Source organism: Pseudomonas sp. NBRC 111124 (genome assembly GCF_001320245.1).
Taxonomy (GTDB): domain Bacteria; phylum Pseudomonadota; class Gammaproteobacteria; order Pseudomonadales; family Pseudomonadaceae; genus Aquipseudomonas.
Window position 1 is genome coordinate 1 of the sequence record NZ_BCBA01000038.1, and the last position, 13,738, is coordinate 13,738.

At 64.6% G+C, this 13,738-nt stretch carries 14 protein-coding genes; 4 read left to right on the forward strand and 10 right to left on the reverse strand.

Translation table 11 applies throughout. The annotated features are described in order from the left end of the window. The 7 genes from APH28_RS15680 to APH28_RS15710 form a co-directional block, all read right to left on the reverse strand. Nucleotides 1–1,000, reverse strand: a 1,000-nt coding sequence (locus APH28_RS15680; RefSeq protein ID WP_060510806.1) for a 3-hydroxybutyryl-CoA dehydrogenase, incomplete at its 3' end; no start/stop codon positions are given. Next, on the reverse strand, nucleotides 997–2,097 hold the full coding sequence (locus APH28_RS15685) for an NAD/NADP-dependent octopine/nopaline dehydrogenase family protein (RefSeq protein WP_060510807.1): 1,101 nt from the start codon (nucleotides 2,095–2,097) through the stop codon (nucleotides 997–999). The genes APH28_RS15685 and APH28_RS15680, both read right to left, overlap by 4 nt. A gap of 97 nt (nucleotides 2,098–2,194) precedes the next feature. After that, nucleotides 2,195–3,154 (reverse strand): AraC family transcriptional regulator, encoded by a 960-nt coding sequence (locus APH28_RS15690; RefSeq protein WP_060510809.1) that lies wholly within the window; start codon nucleotides 3,152–3,154, stop codon nucleotides 2,195–2,197. A gap of 1 nt (nucleotide 3,155) precedes the next feature. Further along, nucleotides 3,156–4,514, reverse strand: coding sequence for an MFS transporter (locus APH28_RS15695; RefSeq protein WP_060510811.1), 1,359 nt, complete (start codon nucleotides 4,512–4,514; stop codon nucleotides 3,156–3,158). A gap of 172 nt (nucleotides 4,515–4,686) precedes the next feature. Then, nucleotides 4,687–5,622 carry a catechol 1,2-dioxygenase gene (gene catA / locus APH28_RS15700; protein ID WP_060510813.1) on the reverse strand — a complete coding sequence of 312 codons (936 nt, stop codon included), beginning with the start codon at nucleotides 5,620–5,622 and terminating at the stop codon, nucleotides 4,687–4,689. 51 nt (nucleotides 5,623–5,673) lie between these two features. Beyond that, nucleotides 5,674–5,964 (reverse strand): muconolactone Delta-isomerase, encoded by a 291-nt coding sequence (gene catC, locus APH28_RS15705; protein WP_003256111.1) that lies wholly within the window; start codon nucleotides 5,962–5,964, stop codon nucleotides 5,674–5,676. A gap of 20 nt (nucleotides 5,965–5,984) precedes the next feature. Beyond that, complete coding sequence (locus tag APH28_RS15710; protein WP_060510815.1) at nucleotides 5,985–7,106, reverse strand: muconate cycloisomerase family protein; 1,122 nt, start codon at nucleotides 7,104–7,106, stop codon at nucleotides 5,985–5,987. A 134-nt stretch (nucleotides 7,107–7,240) separates the two neighbouring features. Between APH28_RS15710 and APH28_RS15715 the strand changes: the two genes are divergently transcribed. After that, nucleotides 7,241–8,128 (forward strand): LysR family transcriptional regulator, encoded by an 888-nt coding sequence (locus tag APH28_RS15715; RefSeq protein WP_060510817.1) that lies wholly within the window; start codon nucleotides 7,241–7,243, stop codon nucleotides 8,126–8,128. On the opposite strand, the gene APH28_RS15720 is transcribed toward APH28_RS15715, so the two are convergent. Continuing rightward, on the reverse strand, nucleotides 8,125–9,027 hold the full coding sequence (locus APH28_RS15720) for a LysR family transcriptional regulator (RefSeq protein WP_060510819.1): 903 nt from the start codon (nucleotides 9,025–9,027) through the stop codon (nucleotides 8,125–8,127). The two genes, APH28_RS15715 and APH28_RS15720, sit on opposite strands and share 4 nt — an antisense overlap. 133 nt (nucleotides 9,028–9,160) lie before the next feature. Between APH28_RS15720 and APH28_RS15725 the strand changes: the two genes are divergently transcribed. Next, entirely contained in the window at nucleotides 9,161–10,225 is a 1,065-nt protein-coding gene (locus APH28_RS15725) for an AbrB family transcriptional regulator (protein WP_060510821.1), read from the forward strand. A 26-nt stretch (nucleotides 10,226–10,251) separates the two neighbouring features. Here the strand turns inward: APH28_RS15725 and APH28_RS15730 are convergent, their stop codons facing one another. Next, on the reverse strand, nucleotides 10,252–10,743 hold the full coding sequence (locus tag APH28_RS15730) for a VOC family protein (RefSeq protein ID WP_060510823.1): 492 nt from the start codon (nucleotides 10,741–10,743) through the stop codon (nucleotides 10,252–10,254). 218 nt (nucleotides 10,744–10,961) lie between these two features. Here APH28_RS15730 and APH28_RS15735 point away from each other — a divergent pair, with 218 nt between their 5' ends. Next, nucleotides 10,962–12,299 (forward strand): hypothetical protein, encoded by a 1,338-nt coding sequence (locus APH28_RS15735; RefSeq protein WP_256249592.1) that lies wholly within the window; start codon nucleotides 10,962–10,964, stop codon nucleotides 12,297–12,299. A 321-nt stretch (nucleotides 12,300–12,620) separates the two neighbouring features. Then, nucleotides 12,621–13,271, forward strand: coding sequence for a TIGR04211 family SH3 domain-containing protein (locus tag APH28_RS15740; RefSeq protein ID WP_060510825.1), 651 nt, complete (start codon nucleotides 12,621–12,623; stop codon nucleotides 13,269–13,271). A gap of 60 nt (nucleotides 13,272–13,331) precedes the next feature. On the opposite strand, the gene APH28_RS15745 is transcribed toward APH28_RS15740, so the two are convergent. Then, on the reverse strand, nucleotides 13,332–13,601 hold the full coding sequence (locus tag APH28_RS15745; protein ID WP_060510828.1) for a hypothetical protein: 270 nt from the start codon (nucleotides 13,599–13,601) through the stop codon (nucleotides 13,332–13,334). Nucleotides 13,602–13,738: the final 137 nt, after the last annotated feature.

The following is a 13,738-nucleotide window of genomic DNA, read 5'->3' on the forward strand; positions in this document are numbered from 1 at the left end:
GATCGAGCGCCTCAAGGCCTGCGGCAAAGCGCGGCGCCAGCCCGGTATGGTGCAGGCGCTGCACCAAGTCCGCCAGACGCCCATGGCGGTAGGCTTCGATGTCGGTATCGCGATAGTCGTAGAAGCCCACGCCATCGCGCAGTCCATTGCGCCCGCTGGCCATGTTGTCCAGCACCGACGCCGGCGCCTGGTAGCGCTCGCCCAGGTGATGGCTGAGATAGCTCGAGGCGTGGTGGAGGATGTCGCCACCGCCCCAGTCGATGAATTCCAGCAGGCCCAACACCGAGAAGCGCAGGCCGAAACCGGTACGTACCGCCAGGTCGATCTGATCGGCGCTGGCGACACCCTCCTCGACCATGCGCGCCGCCTCGTTCATCACCAGCGCCTGCAGGCGCGGCACGATGAAGCCGGGAGCGGCGTTGCACAGCACCGGCACCTTGCCGATGGCCTGCAAAATGGCCAGCAGTTCGGTGACGACCGTTTCGCAAGTGGCGGCGCTGCGCGAGACTTCCACAAGCGGCATCAGGTGCGCCGGGTTGAGCCAATGGGCGTTGACCATGCGTTCTGGCGAGCTGACCATGGCGGCCAGCTCGGTCACCAGGAAGGTCGAGGTGGTCGAGGCGATGATCGCGCCGGCCGCCACATGCTGGTCGACCCAGGCAAAGGCCTCGCGCTTGGCCGCAAGCACTTCAGGTACTGCCTCGAACACCAGCCTGCACGCTTGCAGCGCCTGGCCACCCTCCTCCACCGTCAACAGTTGCACGCGCGACACCAGCCGCTCGGCCTGCTGCGCACCGATCAGCTCGAGGGCCACCAGGCTTTGCGCCTCGACGGCAAGGTTGCGCCTGACCGCCTCGAAGTAGCTGGCCTGGGCATGCGCCGGCCGCGCCTTCAGGTCGATCAGACTGACGTGCACGCCGGCCTGGGCGAAGGCCAGGGCGATGCCCTCGCCCATCCGCCCGGCACCGACCACGGCAATGTGCCGCAACGGCGCGCTCATGGCGCGACACCGTCACGCAGCAGGGCCGCCATCTGCTCGCGGTCGAGCTCAGCCAGGCCGAGGTTTTCCAGGGTACGGCCTTCGCCATACAGGTCACGCCCGGTCACTGCCGAGGCCAATGCCAGCAAGCCTTGCGCCACCGGTGTCGGCACGCCGGCCCAGCGACCGACCGAGACCAGCAGCGACAGGCCCAGGCGAGTGTCTTCGAGCATGTAGCGGTGCTGCTGCAGGTCGATGTTTTCGCGCCAGTCGCCACTGTCGGTGAGCTTGCCATGGGCACCGCGGCCATACATCCATTCATCGCCCTGGTCGGTGTTGTAGTGGTCGGCCAAGGGGAAATGCGGCGCCGGGTAGCCCAAGGCCTCGCGCACGCGCATGCGTTCGCCGTCGAGCACATTGGTCACCCGGCGGATCGAGGGCTGGGTGCCTTCGTTGTGGATGTCCCACGCTTCGAAATGCTCCAGCGGCCCCGCATTCATCAGGATCAGCGGCGGGTGGATGATGGGCCCTGCGTTCATCAGTGCGCCACTCAGGGCATCTTCGATCGGCTCGACGCTGGGGTAGGCTTCGCGCAGCACGCTGAAGGCATGCGCCGACAGGCGGCTGGGCAGCACGCCGGTCGGCAGGCGCGTGGCGTAGGCACTGATCACCAGCTGGTCGGCGCCCTGCTTGCGCACCAGGTACGGCAAGGTACCGGTTTCGGCAAAGGCCACCTCGGCGCTATTGCCGCAATCGCCCATGGCCTTGGCGAACAGGTAGCTGCCAAAGGTGCCGGGTGGCAGAAACACCACCTGGCCGCTGTTGAGCAATGGCGCAACTTCAGCGGCCAGATCCGCATGGCTGGTCGACGGCAAGGGGATGATCACCAGGTCCGCGCCGTGCAGCGCCTGGGCCAGGTCGCTGACCAGCTGCAGGTTGTCGCCAAGGACCAGGTGACGAGTGCCGCGATAATCGCGCACGGTGAGGCTGCCAATCGCCTGCAGGGTTTTCAGGGCCGCCGCGTCACGGCGCCAGAGCCGGGTAGCATGGCCGCGCTCGGCCATCTCGACAGCCGCTGCATAGCAGCCGTGGCCGCCGCCAAGAACAGTGATTTGCATGGGTGGAGCTCCGCGTGTGTAAGGTAGGCCGATGCTAGCCATCACGCCTGTTGCCAGCGCTGCGGATCGCGCAGGCATCCTACCGATTGCGCAGCTTTCAGCCTTTGAGCGTGTCGCAGGGCCGGCAGCCGAAGCGCTGCCGATACTGCTGGGTGAAATGCGCGGGGCTGTTGATGCCGAAGCGCAGCAGCACCTCGGTCACGCTGCCCTCGCCCTTGTGCAGCGCCTTGTGCACCGCCAGCAGGCGCCGGTCGCGGATGAATTCGACCGGTGTCTGCCCGAGGAACTGGCGAAACCCGTTCTGCAGCGTGCGCACCGAAACGCCGCTGAGCGCGCACAAGGTGGCCAGCGCCAGGGGCTGATCCAGGTTCGCCTCGATATGTTCGCGCGCCCGGCGCACATGGCTGGGCAAGGGTGGGCCCATGGGCTGCAGCAGTGCGTTGGTGTAGTTGTGCGGCAACTGGGTCAGCAGCAGTTGCACCAGGTGATCTACCAGGCCCTGGCGCAACGGCGCCAGGCTCAGCTGCAGGGCGAACAGCCGGCACAGGTAATCCAGGGTCAGCCCCAGCGCATGCACACCGGGGTGGTCGGCCGCCAGCGGCACATCGAATGCCAGCGGCTGTTTCAGGCTGCGCCCCAGCAACTGCTGCAGGTGCAGTTCCAATACGTCACGGGGCATGCTGAGCACTGCATTGCGGCAGGCGCCGCCGGTGACGATACGGCTGCTGTCGAACGGCGAACTGACGCTCAAACCACCTGCCGCCACGGCCGCCTGCTCACGGCCATGACTGACCTCGCATTGCCCCTGCAAGGTGGTACGGAACAGGTACTGCGCACCCGTGCCCTCCAGGCTGACTTCCACCGGCGCATCGTAGTGCAACTGCAGCAGCCGTACCCCGGCAAACTCCACGCCGTTGACCTGCAACTGCGGCGCAGCACCGCCCAGCACCCGCAGCCGATGCGGGCAGAGGTAACGGGCCAGTTGCACCTGCATCTGCGCCACATCCTGCGAATGAAACAGCGGAAAGCGCTCCAGCAGCTGGATATCCGTCAGCATCTCAGGCCTCGGTGGGGTGTTCGCGGCGCATGCTGTCACGGAAGCACTTGCAACCCTTGGCCAGCAGCACGATAGCCAACAGCGAGGCGCCGAAGCTGACCATCGACATCGACGAACCGACCGCCGTCGGGGCGCCGAAGTAGCGGTCGGTGAGCAACGCCACCAGCGTGGTGCCCAGGCCCAGCCCGAGCAGGTTGCTGATCAGCAGGAACACCGCCGACACCTGGGCGCGCACCTGGTTGGGCGAGAGGATCTGCATGGCCGCGGTGGAGGCTGGCATCGGGAACGAGGCGAAGAACATCGCCGGCACCAGCAAGGTCACCGACAGCCACAGTTGGTCGACCTGCGAATACAGCACCGCCGGCACGATCATGCCCACCGCGCCGATCACCCCGGTGCGCATGGCCGCATCGCTGCGCCCGCGCTTGGCCAGGTGGTCGGTGAGCCAGCCGCCGAACACCACGCCGGTGGTGTTGGCCAGCAGCAGGATGGTGCCGAGCATGAAGCCGGCCTGCTCGGGGCTCATACCGAACTTGCGGATGTACAGCGCCGGGGTCCAGCTCATCATGCAGAACAGTGCCATGGCGTAGAACGAGAAGCCCAGGTAATGGCAGCCGAAGGTTGCCCGGTGGCGGCCAATGAAGCGCAGGCCATCGCTGAGGCGGACCTTGCGTACCTGACCGTCGGCATCCAGTTGTGCGCCTTTGCGCTGCGGGTTGCGCACGGTCAGCCAGACCAGCAGGCCGACGATCACCCCCGGCAGGCCGACGATGAAGAACGCCAGCTGCCAGGCTTTCATCGCGCCGAGGAAGGCCACCTCGATGGTCGGCGCGTCCTTGAGCAAGGTGATCACGTAGCCGCCGACCAGGAAGGCAATGCCGCCGCCGACGAACGAGCCGATTGAATAGATGCCCACGGCGCGGCCGAGCTTTTCCTTGGGGAACATGTCGCTGAACATCGAGTAGGCCGACGGCGACAGCGCCGCTTCACCGACACCCACGCCGATGCGCGCCAGGAACATCTGGGTGAAGTTCTTGCTCAGGCCGCAGGCGGCGGTGGCGAAACTCCAGAAGATCACCCCCACGGCAATGATGCGCGGGCGTGAGAAGCGGTCGGCCAGGTAGGCGATGGGCATGCCCATGAAGGCGTAGAACAGCGAGAACGCCAGGCCGTGCAGCAGGCTAAATTGGGTGTCGCTCAACTGCAGGTCGGCTTTGATCGGCTCGATCATCAGCGCCAGGATCTGCCGGTCAACGAACGAAAAGATGTAGGCCACCATGCACAGGGTGACCACATACCATTCGTAGACATAGCGCTTGTTGTGCTGCTTGAGGTGTTGCTCTTGGGTGAGGGTATTCATGCTCGCGAATTCCTGAAGGGACAGCCTGGAAAGGGATTACAAGGCAGTGACCTGTCAGTAACAGGCGAGCGCACGCGGGGCGGGATTACGCATGACCAAGGACCTTTATTGTTATTGGAATGGAGGTCTGTGGGAGCGGGCGTGCCCGCTCCCACAAGAGGTGAGTCAGGGCTCAGTTATTCTGCAGCGCACGTGGCCGGTGGCTGCGTTCCTCAGCCTCTGGTGCCTTGGCGGTCTGCAGCTGGAAGTCGAACGACAGCTCGGCAAAGCGCTCGCCCTGGACACCGCGGTCATGGGCGGCGGCTGCATCGTCGACAAACTGCAGGTCGCCGATCAGGCCGTCGCGGGTGGCGTAGGCGAAGTCGTCCCACAGGTACTTGTCACCGGCGAAGTTGATCTGCGTGGTCAGGTGGCGGTGGCCGGGCGCCGAGATGAAGAAGTGCACGTGTGCCGGGCGCTGGCCGTGACGGCCAAGCAGGTTCAGGCACTCCTGGGTCGGGCCCTGCGGGTCGCAGCCGTAGCCCGACGGCACGATGGAGCGGGCACGGTAGCGGCCTTCGGCGTCGGTGACGATGCGCCGGCGCAGGTTGTATTCGGACTGGGTCGAATCGAAATACGAGTAGGTGCCCTGGGTGTTGGCGTGCCACAGGTCGACGGTGGCGCCGGCCAGCGGGTGGCCGTCGGCATCGAACACCTGGCCCTGGAGGAACATCACCACTCCGGGGTCGGTGCCGTCGTCCATGCGCGCCTCACCTTGGGAAAGCGGTGCACCGGCCACGTACAGCGGGCCTTCAATGGTGCGCGGGGTGCCGCCGCTCAAGCCGGCTTCGGCGTCCTTGGCATCCTGCAGCAGGTCGATGAAATGCTCGATGCCCAAGCCCGCAGCCAACAGGCCGGCCTCGTTACGCCCGCCCAGGCGGTTGAGGTAGTCGACGGCATGCCAGAACTCGTCCTCGCTGATTTCCAGGTCTTCGATCAGCCGCGCGGTGTCCTGCAGCACGCGCAGAATGATCTGCTTGAAGCGCGGGTTGCCTTCAGCCTGGCCAAGGCCGGCCACCTGCTCGAAAAAAGCGTTGATATCGGCGGTGTGGGAGATCTTCACGGTCATTTCTGCTTACCTCGAATTGTTCTTGTCAGGTAGTCGTGGTTCAAGAATGAATCAACGGTCGTCGCTGTGGATCGACGACGGGTGGCGGCACAGGCCGTCGACTTCGATGTCCATGTACGGGAACAGCGGCAGCTGCATCAGCGTGTCGTGCAGCGCCTCGACGCTGGGCACGTCGAATACGCTGTAGTTGGCGTAGTGCCCGGCGATGCGCCACAGGTGGCGCCAGGTGCCCTCGCGTTGCAGGCGCTGGGCCAGTTCCTTTTCGTCGGCCTTCAGTTGCGCGGCCTTGGCCGGGTCCATGTCGACCGGCAGTTTCACGGTCATCTTCACGTGGAACAGCATGTTCAGTTCTCCTGTTTGTTTCAGCGGCGGGCGAAGCGCGCCAGGCGTTGTTCGTCGAGGGTCAGGCCCAGGCCCGGGGTGCGTGGCACGTGCAGTGCGAAGTCGTGGTACTGCGGTGGCTCGTTGACGATCTCTTCGGTCAGCAGCAGCGGCCCGAACAGTTCGGTGCCCCAGGTCAGCTGGCGCAGGGTGAGGAAGGCATGGGCCGAGGCCAGGGTGCCGATCGAGCCTTCGAGCATGGTCCCGCCGTACAGGGCGATGCCGGCCGCTTCGGCAATCTGCGCGGTGCGCAGCACGGCGCGCGGGCCGCCGTTCTTGGCGATCTTCAGGGCGAAGATGCTGGCCGCGCCATCGGCAGCCAGGCTGAAGGCGTCCTCGACGCTTTCGATGGATTCGTCGGCCATGATCGGCGCCGGGCTGCGCTGGTTCAGGCGCACCTGGCCGCCACGGTTGATGCGCGAGATCGGCTGTTCGATCAGGTCGATGCCGTTGTCGCCGAGCACCTGGCAGGCGCGGATGGCTTGCGATTCGTCCCAGTACTGGTTGACGTCGACGCGCACGCTGGCGCGCTCGCCCAGTTCGCGCTTGATCGCCACCACGTGCTTCAAGTCCTGTTCCAGCGGGTTGGCACCGATCTTCAGCTTGAACACCCGGTGCCGGCGGATGTCGAGCATGTGCTCGGCCTCGGCGATGTCGCGGGCGGTGTCGCCGCTGGCCAGGGTCCAGGCCACTTCCAGGCTGTCGCGCACGCGGCCGCCGAGCAGTTCGCTGACCGGCAGGCCAAGGCGCTTGCCTTGCGCGTCGAGCAGGGCGCTTTCGATGCCGGACTTGGCGAAGGTGTTGCCCTTGGCCAGCTTGTCGAGCTTGAGCATCGCGGCGTTGATGTTGTCGGCGGGCAGGCCGATCAGCGCTGGCGCCAAGTGCGCGTCGATGTTGGCCTTGATGCCCTCGGGGCTTTCGTAGCCGTAGGCCAGGCCGCCGATGGTGGTGGCCTCGCCAATACCTTCGACGCCGTCGCTGCAGCGCAGGCGCAGCACCACCAGGGTCTGCTGCTGCATCGTGTGCATGGCCAGCTTGTGCGGGCGGATGGTCGGCAGATCGACGATGATGGCGTCGATGCGCTCGATCAGGGCGTTTGTCATTTTTGTATGGTCCCGTCAAATCAGGCCGCAGGCTGCAGACCCGATACTTCATTTACTTGATTATTCAAGCATTGCGCGAGACCCTGAGGGCCGTCCAATATCAAATGAATCTCCCACCATACCCTGGAGGTCTGATGGAGCTGCGTCACCTTCGCTACTTCAAGGTCCTGGCCGAAACCCTGAACTTCACCCGCGCCGCCGAACTGCTGCACATTGCCCAGCCGCCGCTGAGCCGGCAGATCAGCCAGCTGGAAGAACAGCTCGGGACCGTGCTGGTGCTGCGCGAACGCCCACTGCGGCTGACCGAGGCCGGGCGCTTCTTCTATGAGCAGACCTGCACCCTGCTGCAGCAACTGGAAAACATCAGCGACAACACCCGGCGCATCGGCCAGGGCCAGCGCCAGTGGCTGGGCATCGGCTTCGCCCCTTCGACCTTGTACACGGTGCTGCCAGAGCTGATCCGTGAGCTGCGCAAGGACAGCGAGCTGGAACTGGGCCTGAGCGAAATGACCACCCTGCAGCAGGTGGAAGCGCTGAAAAGCGGGCGCATCGACATCGCCTTCGGCCGCATCCGCATCGACGACCCGGCGATCCAGCAGCAGGTGCTGCGCGAAGACCCGCTGGTGGCCGTGCTGCCCAAGGGGCATGCCCTGGCCGGCGCGCCGCTGACACTCGAACAGCTGGCCAGGGAAGCGTTCATCCTCTACCCCGCCAACCCCCGGCCGAGCTACGCCGACCACATCCTCGCGCTGTTCGCGCACCACGGCATGAGCCTCAAGGTCAGCCAGTGGGCCAACGAACTGCAGACCGCCATCGGCCTGGTCGCCGTCGGGTTGGGCGTGACCCTGGTACCGGAGACGGTGCAACAGCAGCACCGCACCGATATCGAGTACACCAGCCTGCTCGACCGCAGCGCGGTCAGCCCGATCATTCTCAGCCGGCGCAAGGGCGACAGCAGCCCGATCGTGCAGCGCTGCCTGGCGCTGATCGCCCAGCAGGCCGCGAGTGAGCCTTTGGTCTAGTCACGTACGAAGAAGCTGCTGCCCTTGTCCTTCAGCAACGTCACCAGCGCGCCGGCCGCCGGCGACAGGTACCCGTCCGTGCGCACCGACACCGCCACAGTGCGGCGCATGGTGGTCTGCGTGAGCGGCACTTCGCGCAGCCAGGACATGCCCAAGCCATGTTCGAGGGTTTCCCGTGCGGCGAAGCTGAGCAGCTGAGTGCGTGCAATCAGGCGTGGCAGCAACGAGATGGCGTTGGTTTCGATCTGCACCTGCGGCGCTGGCAACTGATGGGCGATGAACACGTTGTCGATCCAGCGCCGGGCGGTCACCGTCGGCCCCGCCAGCACCCAACGGTACTGGCACAGGCTCTGCAGGGTGATGGGGCCAGCGAAGATCGGGTGCTCGGCGCTGGCCACCACGATCGCCTCGTCTTCGAGGATGGGATAGGTGGTGAATTCGGGGTCCATGGCGATCTGCGGTGAAATGATCACCTCCAGCCGCCCGGCACGCAGGGATTCCTTGAGCACATCGTCCTGGGCAATGGACAGCTTCAAGGTCACTTCCGGCGCCCGCTCCAGCAGCGCTGCGGTCAGGTGCGGCAGCAGGTGATCGGCCATGCTCGCCGCGCAGCCCAGGCGGATGTTGCCGACCAGCCCGCTGGCGAAATCGCGCACCTCGCGCTCGGTCTCGGCGATGTTCAGCTGCAGTTGCTTGCCGCGCGCCAGCAGCAGCTTGCCGACATCAGTGAGTTTGATGCGCCGGCCATCGCGCTGGAACAACCGGGTACCCAGCGACTCTTCCAGGCGCTGGATGCTCTTGCTCAGCGCCGGCTGGCTGCGGTTGAGCTTTTCCGCCGCCCGGCCCAGGTGGCCCAACTCGGCGATGGTTTCGAAATAAGTGAGGTCACGCAAGTCCATGATTCATGAATTTCAGTTATAGATTCATCAAAAGTAGAAAATAGACTTGATCGATTGCGCCGTCGATAATTTTCTCCGCTGGCACTGCCAGCCCCCGCCTTAACGCGTTGAAGCTGCGCAAGGAGTACCCACGTTGCAGACCGCCCTACCCGGCTCTTCCAGAACCCTCTTCCAATGGCTCGCCCTGTTGATCTGCGCCGGTGCCTTCGGCCAATTGCTGCACGCCCTGGCCGTCCCGGCCGGGTTGTTTCTCGGCCCGATGCTGGTGGCCATCATCTTCGGCATTTCGGGCGTACAACTGCACCTGCATCGCCAGGTGTTCCGCTTCGGTCAGGGCTGCGTCGGCCTGCTGTTCGCCCACTCGGTGACCTGGGCGGTGCTGGTGTCGATGGCCCAGTCCTGGCACCTGATGCTGATCGCGACGTTCATGACAGTGGTGCTCAGTGCCCTGGTCGGCCTCGGCACGGTGCGCTTCGGTGGCATCCCCGGCAGCACCGCCGCTTGGGGCACGGCGCCGGGGGCGGCTTCGGCGATGGTGTCGATGGCCGAGGAAAACGGTGCCGACAGCCGCGTGGTGGCGACCATGCAATATGTGCGAGTGGTGTGCGTGGTCATGATCGGCTCGCTGGTCAGCCACCTGCTCGGCGCCACACCGGGCGCAAACGCAGTGGCCAATGCACCTGCTGTGCTGCAGGGCCCGCACCTGCTCGACGGCCTGCTCAGCCTTGGCGTGGTGCTGGTGGGCATCACCCTCGGTAGCCGCCTGCCTGCCGGTGCCTTGCTGACACCGCTGCTGCTGGGTGGGGCCCTGCAACTGAGCGGGCTGCTGACCATCAACTTGCCCGGGCCCTTGCTGGCCGTTGCCTATGGTGCCATCGGCTGCTACATCGGCCTGCGCTTCGACCGGCAGACCGTGCGTTATGTGTGGAAGCGTCTGCCGACCATGATCGCCGGGGCAGTGGCGTTGATCGTACTGTGCGCCGCCTGCGCCTATGTGCTGACCCTGGCGATGGGTGCGGACTTCCTGTCGATGTACCTGGCCACCAGCCCGGGCGGGCTGGATGCCATGGCGATCATCGCGGTCGAGACCCATGCCGATGTCGGGTTGGTGCTGGCGATGCAGACGTTGCGGTTGTTCGGAGTGATCTTGACCGGGGCCTTTTGTGCGCGGCAGATCATTCGCCTGACGCGAGGGTAGGTGGAAGGGTGTTCCTGGCTGCAACTCTAAAGGCAGGGCTTGGCGGCCAAGGCAGCCTCGATCTTCGCCACGTCGATCTTGCCCATGTTCATCATGGCGTCGAACGCGCGCTTGGCGGCGGCCCTGTCGGGGTTGGCGATGGCTTCGATGAGGATGCGCGGGGTGATTTGCCAGGAGATGCCCCACTTGTCCTTGCACCAGCCGCAAACACTCTCGCTGCCGCCATGGCTGACGATGGCATGCCAGAGCCGGTCGGTCTCGGCCTGGTCTTCTGTGCTGACCTGGAACGAAAACGCCTCGCAATGCTTGAACGTGGGGCCGCCATTGAGCCCCACGCAGGGGATGCCCATGACGACGAATTCAACGGTAATGACCTCGCCGGCCTTGCCCGAGGGATAGTCCCCGGGGGCCGAGTGCAGCGCCACCACCTTGCTGTCGGGGAAGGTCCGGGCATAGAAATTCGCCGCTTCTTCGGCGTCCTTGTCGAACCACAGGCAAACCGTGTTCTTGGCAGTCATGGCAACAGGCTCCATGGGATAACAGGAAGCCTTGAGTCTAGTCCTTCAGCCCCCGCTGGCGATGGCTGCGGCGGCTGCTCAGATGATCGGCACTGGGTGAGGCAGCAATCAGAAGCGCCCTACTAGCCTCAGAGAAATTTCCCACAACCCACAGATTCCAAGGCACTGCATCATTCCTGACAAACCTCACAAGCGACATTTCGCAAGGAGATACAGGTTTGTCGGACTTCAAATCAAAGTTGCAACACCTCAGCGCCGAACAGATCGAGGCGTTGTACGAGCAGTACATCGGCGGTGAAAAAATAGCACTGCTGCTCGAACGCTACGCCATTGACATCGCCCCCAGCAGCCTGATCAAGGCCTTCCCCCCGGTGCCTTGCGCCGAACTCGAGTGCCCTTATTGCGAAGTCAGCCTGTATGAGCGGCGCAAAAGCCGCTCGGCCCACAGCTGGAACGACAACCTGGCCTACTGCCCGAACTGCGCCCACCGCCATTACTTCCCCGGGCGCAATCAATGGCAGCGCGCTTGCGCCTGCCAGCCCTGCCTGGCGGCACGTGAACGGGCCAGGCAGGCCAAGGCCATCGAACAACGCCAACGCATCCAGTCGCACTGGTCATTGGCAAAGCACCAGCCCGTACCGTTGCACGCGTTGTCGATCACTCGCCAATTGCAGTTGCTGGCCATGCTCGCGATACGCATGGATGCGCAGAGCGAGTGCATCCTGGCTGCAGAAAAAACCCTCGGGGATGCGCGTGTCAGCCCGTCCCTGAGCATGGATTCGAGTATCCTGCTGGCGCTGCACGAGGACCAGATCCTGCTGGTCGACCCCGATTCGCCGCTGGATGCTTTCAGCGACGACCCCACCCCGAAAGCGTGGCAGAACAAGGTGCGCTGGATCGCCAATGTCAGCCTCGACGGCCACCAGCGGGCCGCCCTTGGTCCTCTCTACCGTACCCTGCACAAGGCGCTGTCAAATGGCCCGCAGGCGCATTGGCGCGACGAAATCGCCGCAGCCATCGAGCTGCTTTGCAACGAGGAAGTCTGTGCCTACATCGCCACCCGCAGCGAGGAACACGGCCTGCCCTTCGAGGCCAGAAAAAAAGCCGCGCAAGTGGCCGCACAACTGCTCGAGGTGCACCCCGTGCGGCACATCTGGTCGCTGGCCAACACCGCCGTGCGCGGGGCGTTGTCATTCGTTGCGCGTGCCCAGGTCAGCAAGCTTCACGCCGCCAACACCATCCCCGGAAGCATGCTGTCGATGAGCGAGCGAGCCATTCGGGAACAATGGCAATTCACGCTATCGGGCTACGACACCCATGCCCCGCGCTCAGGCTTCAGCCAGGCGTTGTTCGATGTGTTGCTGCAGCAGGATGATCATGGCCTGTGCCGCACGGTCCGCGACTACATCGCCGACCTGCCGGGCCAAGCGGATGCCAACGGCAGTACGCTGTTCTGCGCCATGTGCGGGTCGAACCTGGTGCATGTGCAGGCGGGCCCGCGGGAAACCATCGTCAATTGCAAGGACTGCCTGGCCAGGACCGTGGTGTCGACCTGAACGACCGCGGGCATTGACCAGCGCTTCGTACGCCCGTGTTCACGGCCTTGCTGTCTGCGGTGGTGAGGCCGTGCTTCTTCGGCTTTGGCATGCTCGGCTCGCTGCGGTGAGTGCCAGCGAGGATAGCAAGGTTGGGCATGCGCGCGCAGCGCCTCTAGCTCGGCTTTTGCAACATTCTGTAGGCAATTCCTACATCCAGCAGTGAACCTGCTGACAAAAATGCGGTCTGTCCCTGACGGTCAATTCACCGACCGGTTCGCCGGCCCCGTCGCTGATCTACAGTGATCGGGCCTATTTTTCCTGTTGCAGCGAAGACCCCACATGCCTGAATCCCGCCCAGCCTCCCTTGCCCTCCCTGCCCTGCGCGGCACCCTGCTCGCCGCCCTGGTGGCTCTAGCCGTCCCCGCGCATGCCGAAGAGCCGGCCAGCGATGCGCGCTGGGTCAGCGACAGCCTGAGCACCTACGTGCGCAGTGGCCCGACCGATGGCCACCGTATCGTCGGCACGCTCAAGTCCGGGCAGAAACTCACCTTGATCGGCAGCCAGGGCAACTACAGCCAGGTGCGTGGCCAAAACGGCGATCTGGTGTGGATCCTCACCAGCGACCTGCAGTCGGTGCCGGGCCAGAACGAGCGCCTGCCGCAACTCGACGCACAGGTGGCGGAGCTGTCCGGGCAGCTCAAGACCATCGATGACAGCTGGAAGAACCGCGTGCAGGGCATGCAGGAAACGCTGGACTCGCGCAAGAAACTCATCGATGAGCTGGAAGCGCGCAACCAGGCCCTCAACGAACAGCTCGACCAGAGCCAGTCGAGCCTGCGCGATACCCAGGCACGCCTGGGCGACGAGAATAAACAGGTGATGATGCGTTACATGGTCTATGGCGGCAGCATCGCCGGCGCGGGCTTGCTGGCGGGGCTGATCCTGCCGGCGCTGACCCGTGGGCGGAAGAAGAATGACCGCTGGTTCTGATGACAGCCATGCGGGCCGCTTCGCAGACTCTACTGCGCAGAGGCCCGCATCAAAAGGGCGCTATCGGCTGCGCGCCTTGTTATAGATGGTTTTGGCCTGGTCGGCGGCAGATTGACACCCGGCCCAGTCTTCCGCATCACGCGCCTTTTTGGCTTGCTCCCATTTCACTTTGAAATCATGCGCCATACCGCCGTGCATCGCCTGGCCACTGGCTTTGTGGTCGGCTTCCAGCTCCTTGATCTTCGCATCGCAATTGGTCTTGGCCTCATCAGCGGCGTGGGCACCAAAACTCACCAAACAGGCAGCCACCAGCAGTGTCACGTATTTCATGTCGCGTTCTCCTGGGTAATGGGAATGATCATCGAGGTACATTTGGCTCGACGCAGGGACAAGCATAGACGGCGATGGGGCAAGTGCTTCAGGGCTGCACTGTGCTTGGCACCAGAGCTTCAGCGCTTATGAGATCG

What these genes read in the sequence shown, in the direction of transcription:
- APH28_RS15730 (WP_060510823.1), bottom strand. Translation starts at nt 10,743, where the DNA reads ATGACTGCCAAGAACACGGTTTGCCTGTGGTTCGACAAGGACGCCGAA.
- APH28_RS15690 (WP_060510809.1), bottom strand. Translation starts at nt 3,154, where the DNA reads ATGCTGACGGATATCCAGCTGCTGGAGCGCTTTCCGCTGTTTCATTCG.
- APH28_RS15695 (WP_060510811.1), bottom strand. Translation starts at nt 4,514, where the DNA reads ATGAATACCCTCACCCAAGAGCAACACCTCAAGCAGCACAACAAGCGC.
- APH28_RS15740 (WP_060510825.1), top strand. Translation starts at nt 12,621, where the DNA reads ATGCCTGAATCCCGCCCAGCCTCCCTTGCCCTCCCTGCCCTGCGCGGC.
- catC (WP_003256111.1), bottom strand. Translation starts at nt 5,964, where the DNA reads ATGCTGTTCCACGTGAAGATGACCGTGAAACTGCCGGTCGACATGGAC.
- APH28_RS15710 (WP_060510815.1), bottom strand. Translation starts at nt 7,106, where the DNA reads ATGACAAACGCCCTGATCGAGCGCATCGACGCCATCATCGTCGATCTG.
- APH28_RS15685 (WP_060510807.1), bottom strand. Translation starts at nt 2,097, where the DNA reads ATGCAAATCACTGTTCTTGGCGGCGGCCACGGCTGCTATGCAGCGGCT.
- APH28_RS15715 (WP_060510817.1), top strand. Translation starts at nt 7,241, where the DNA reads ATGGAGCTGCGTCACCTTCGCTACTTCAAGGTCCTGGCCGAAACCCTG.
- APH28_RS15745 (WP_060510828.1), bottom strand. Translation starts at nt 13,601, where the DNA reads ATGAAATACGTGACACTGCTGGTGGCTGCCTGTTTGGTGAGTTTTGGT.
- APH28_RS15720 (WP_060510819.1), bottom strand. Translation starts at nt 9,027, where the DNA reads ATGGACTTGCGTGACCTCACTTATTTCGAAACCATCGCCGAGTTGGGC.
- catA (WP_060510813.1), bottom strand. Translation starts at nt 5,622, where the DNA reads ATGACCGTGAAGATCTCCCACACCGCCGATATCAACGCTTTTTTCGAG.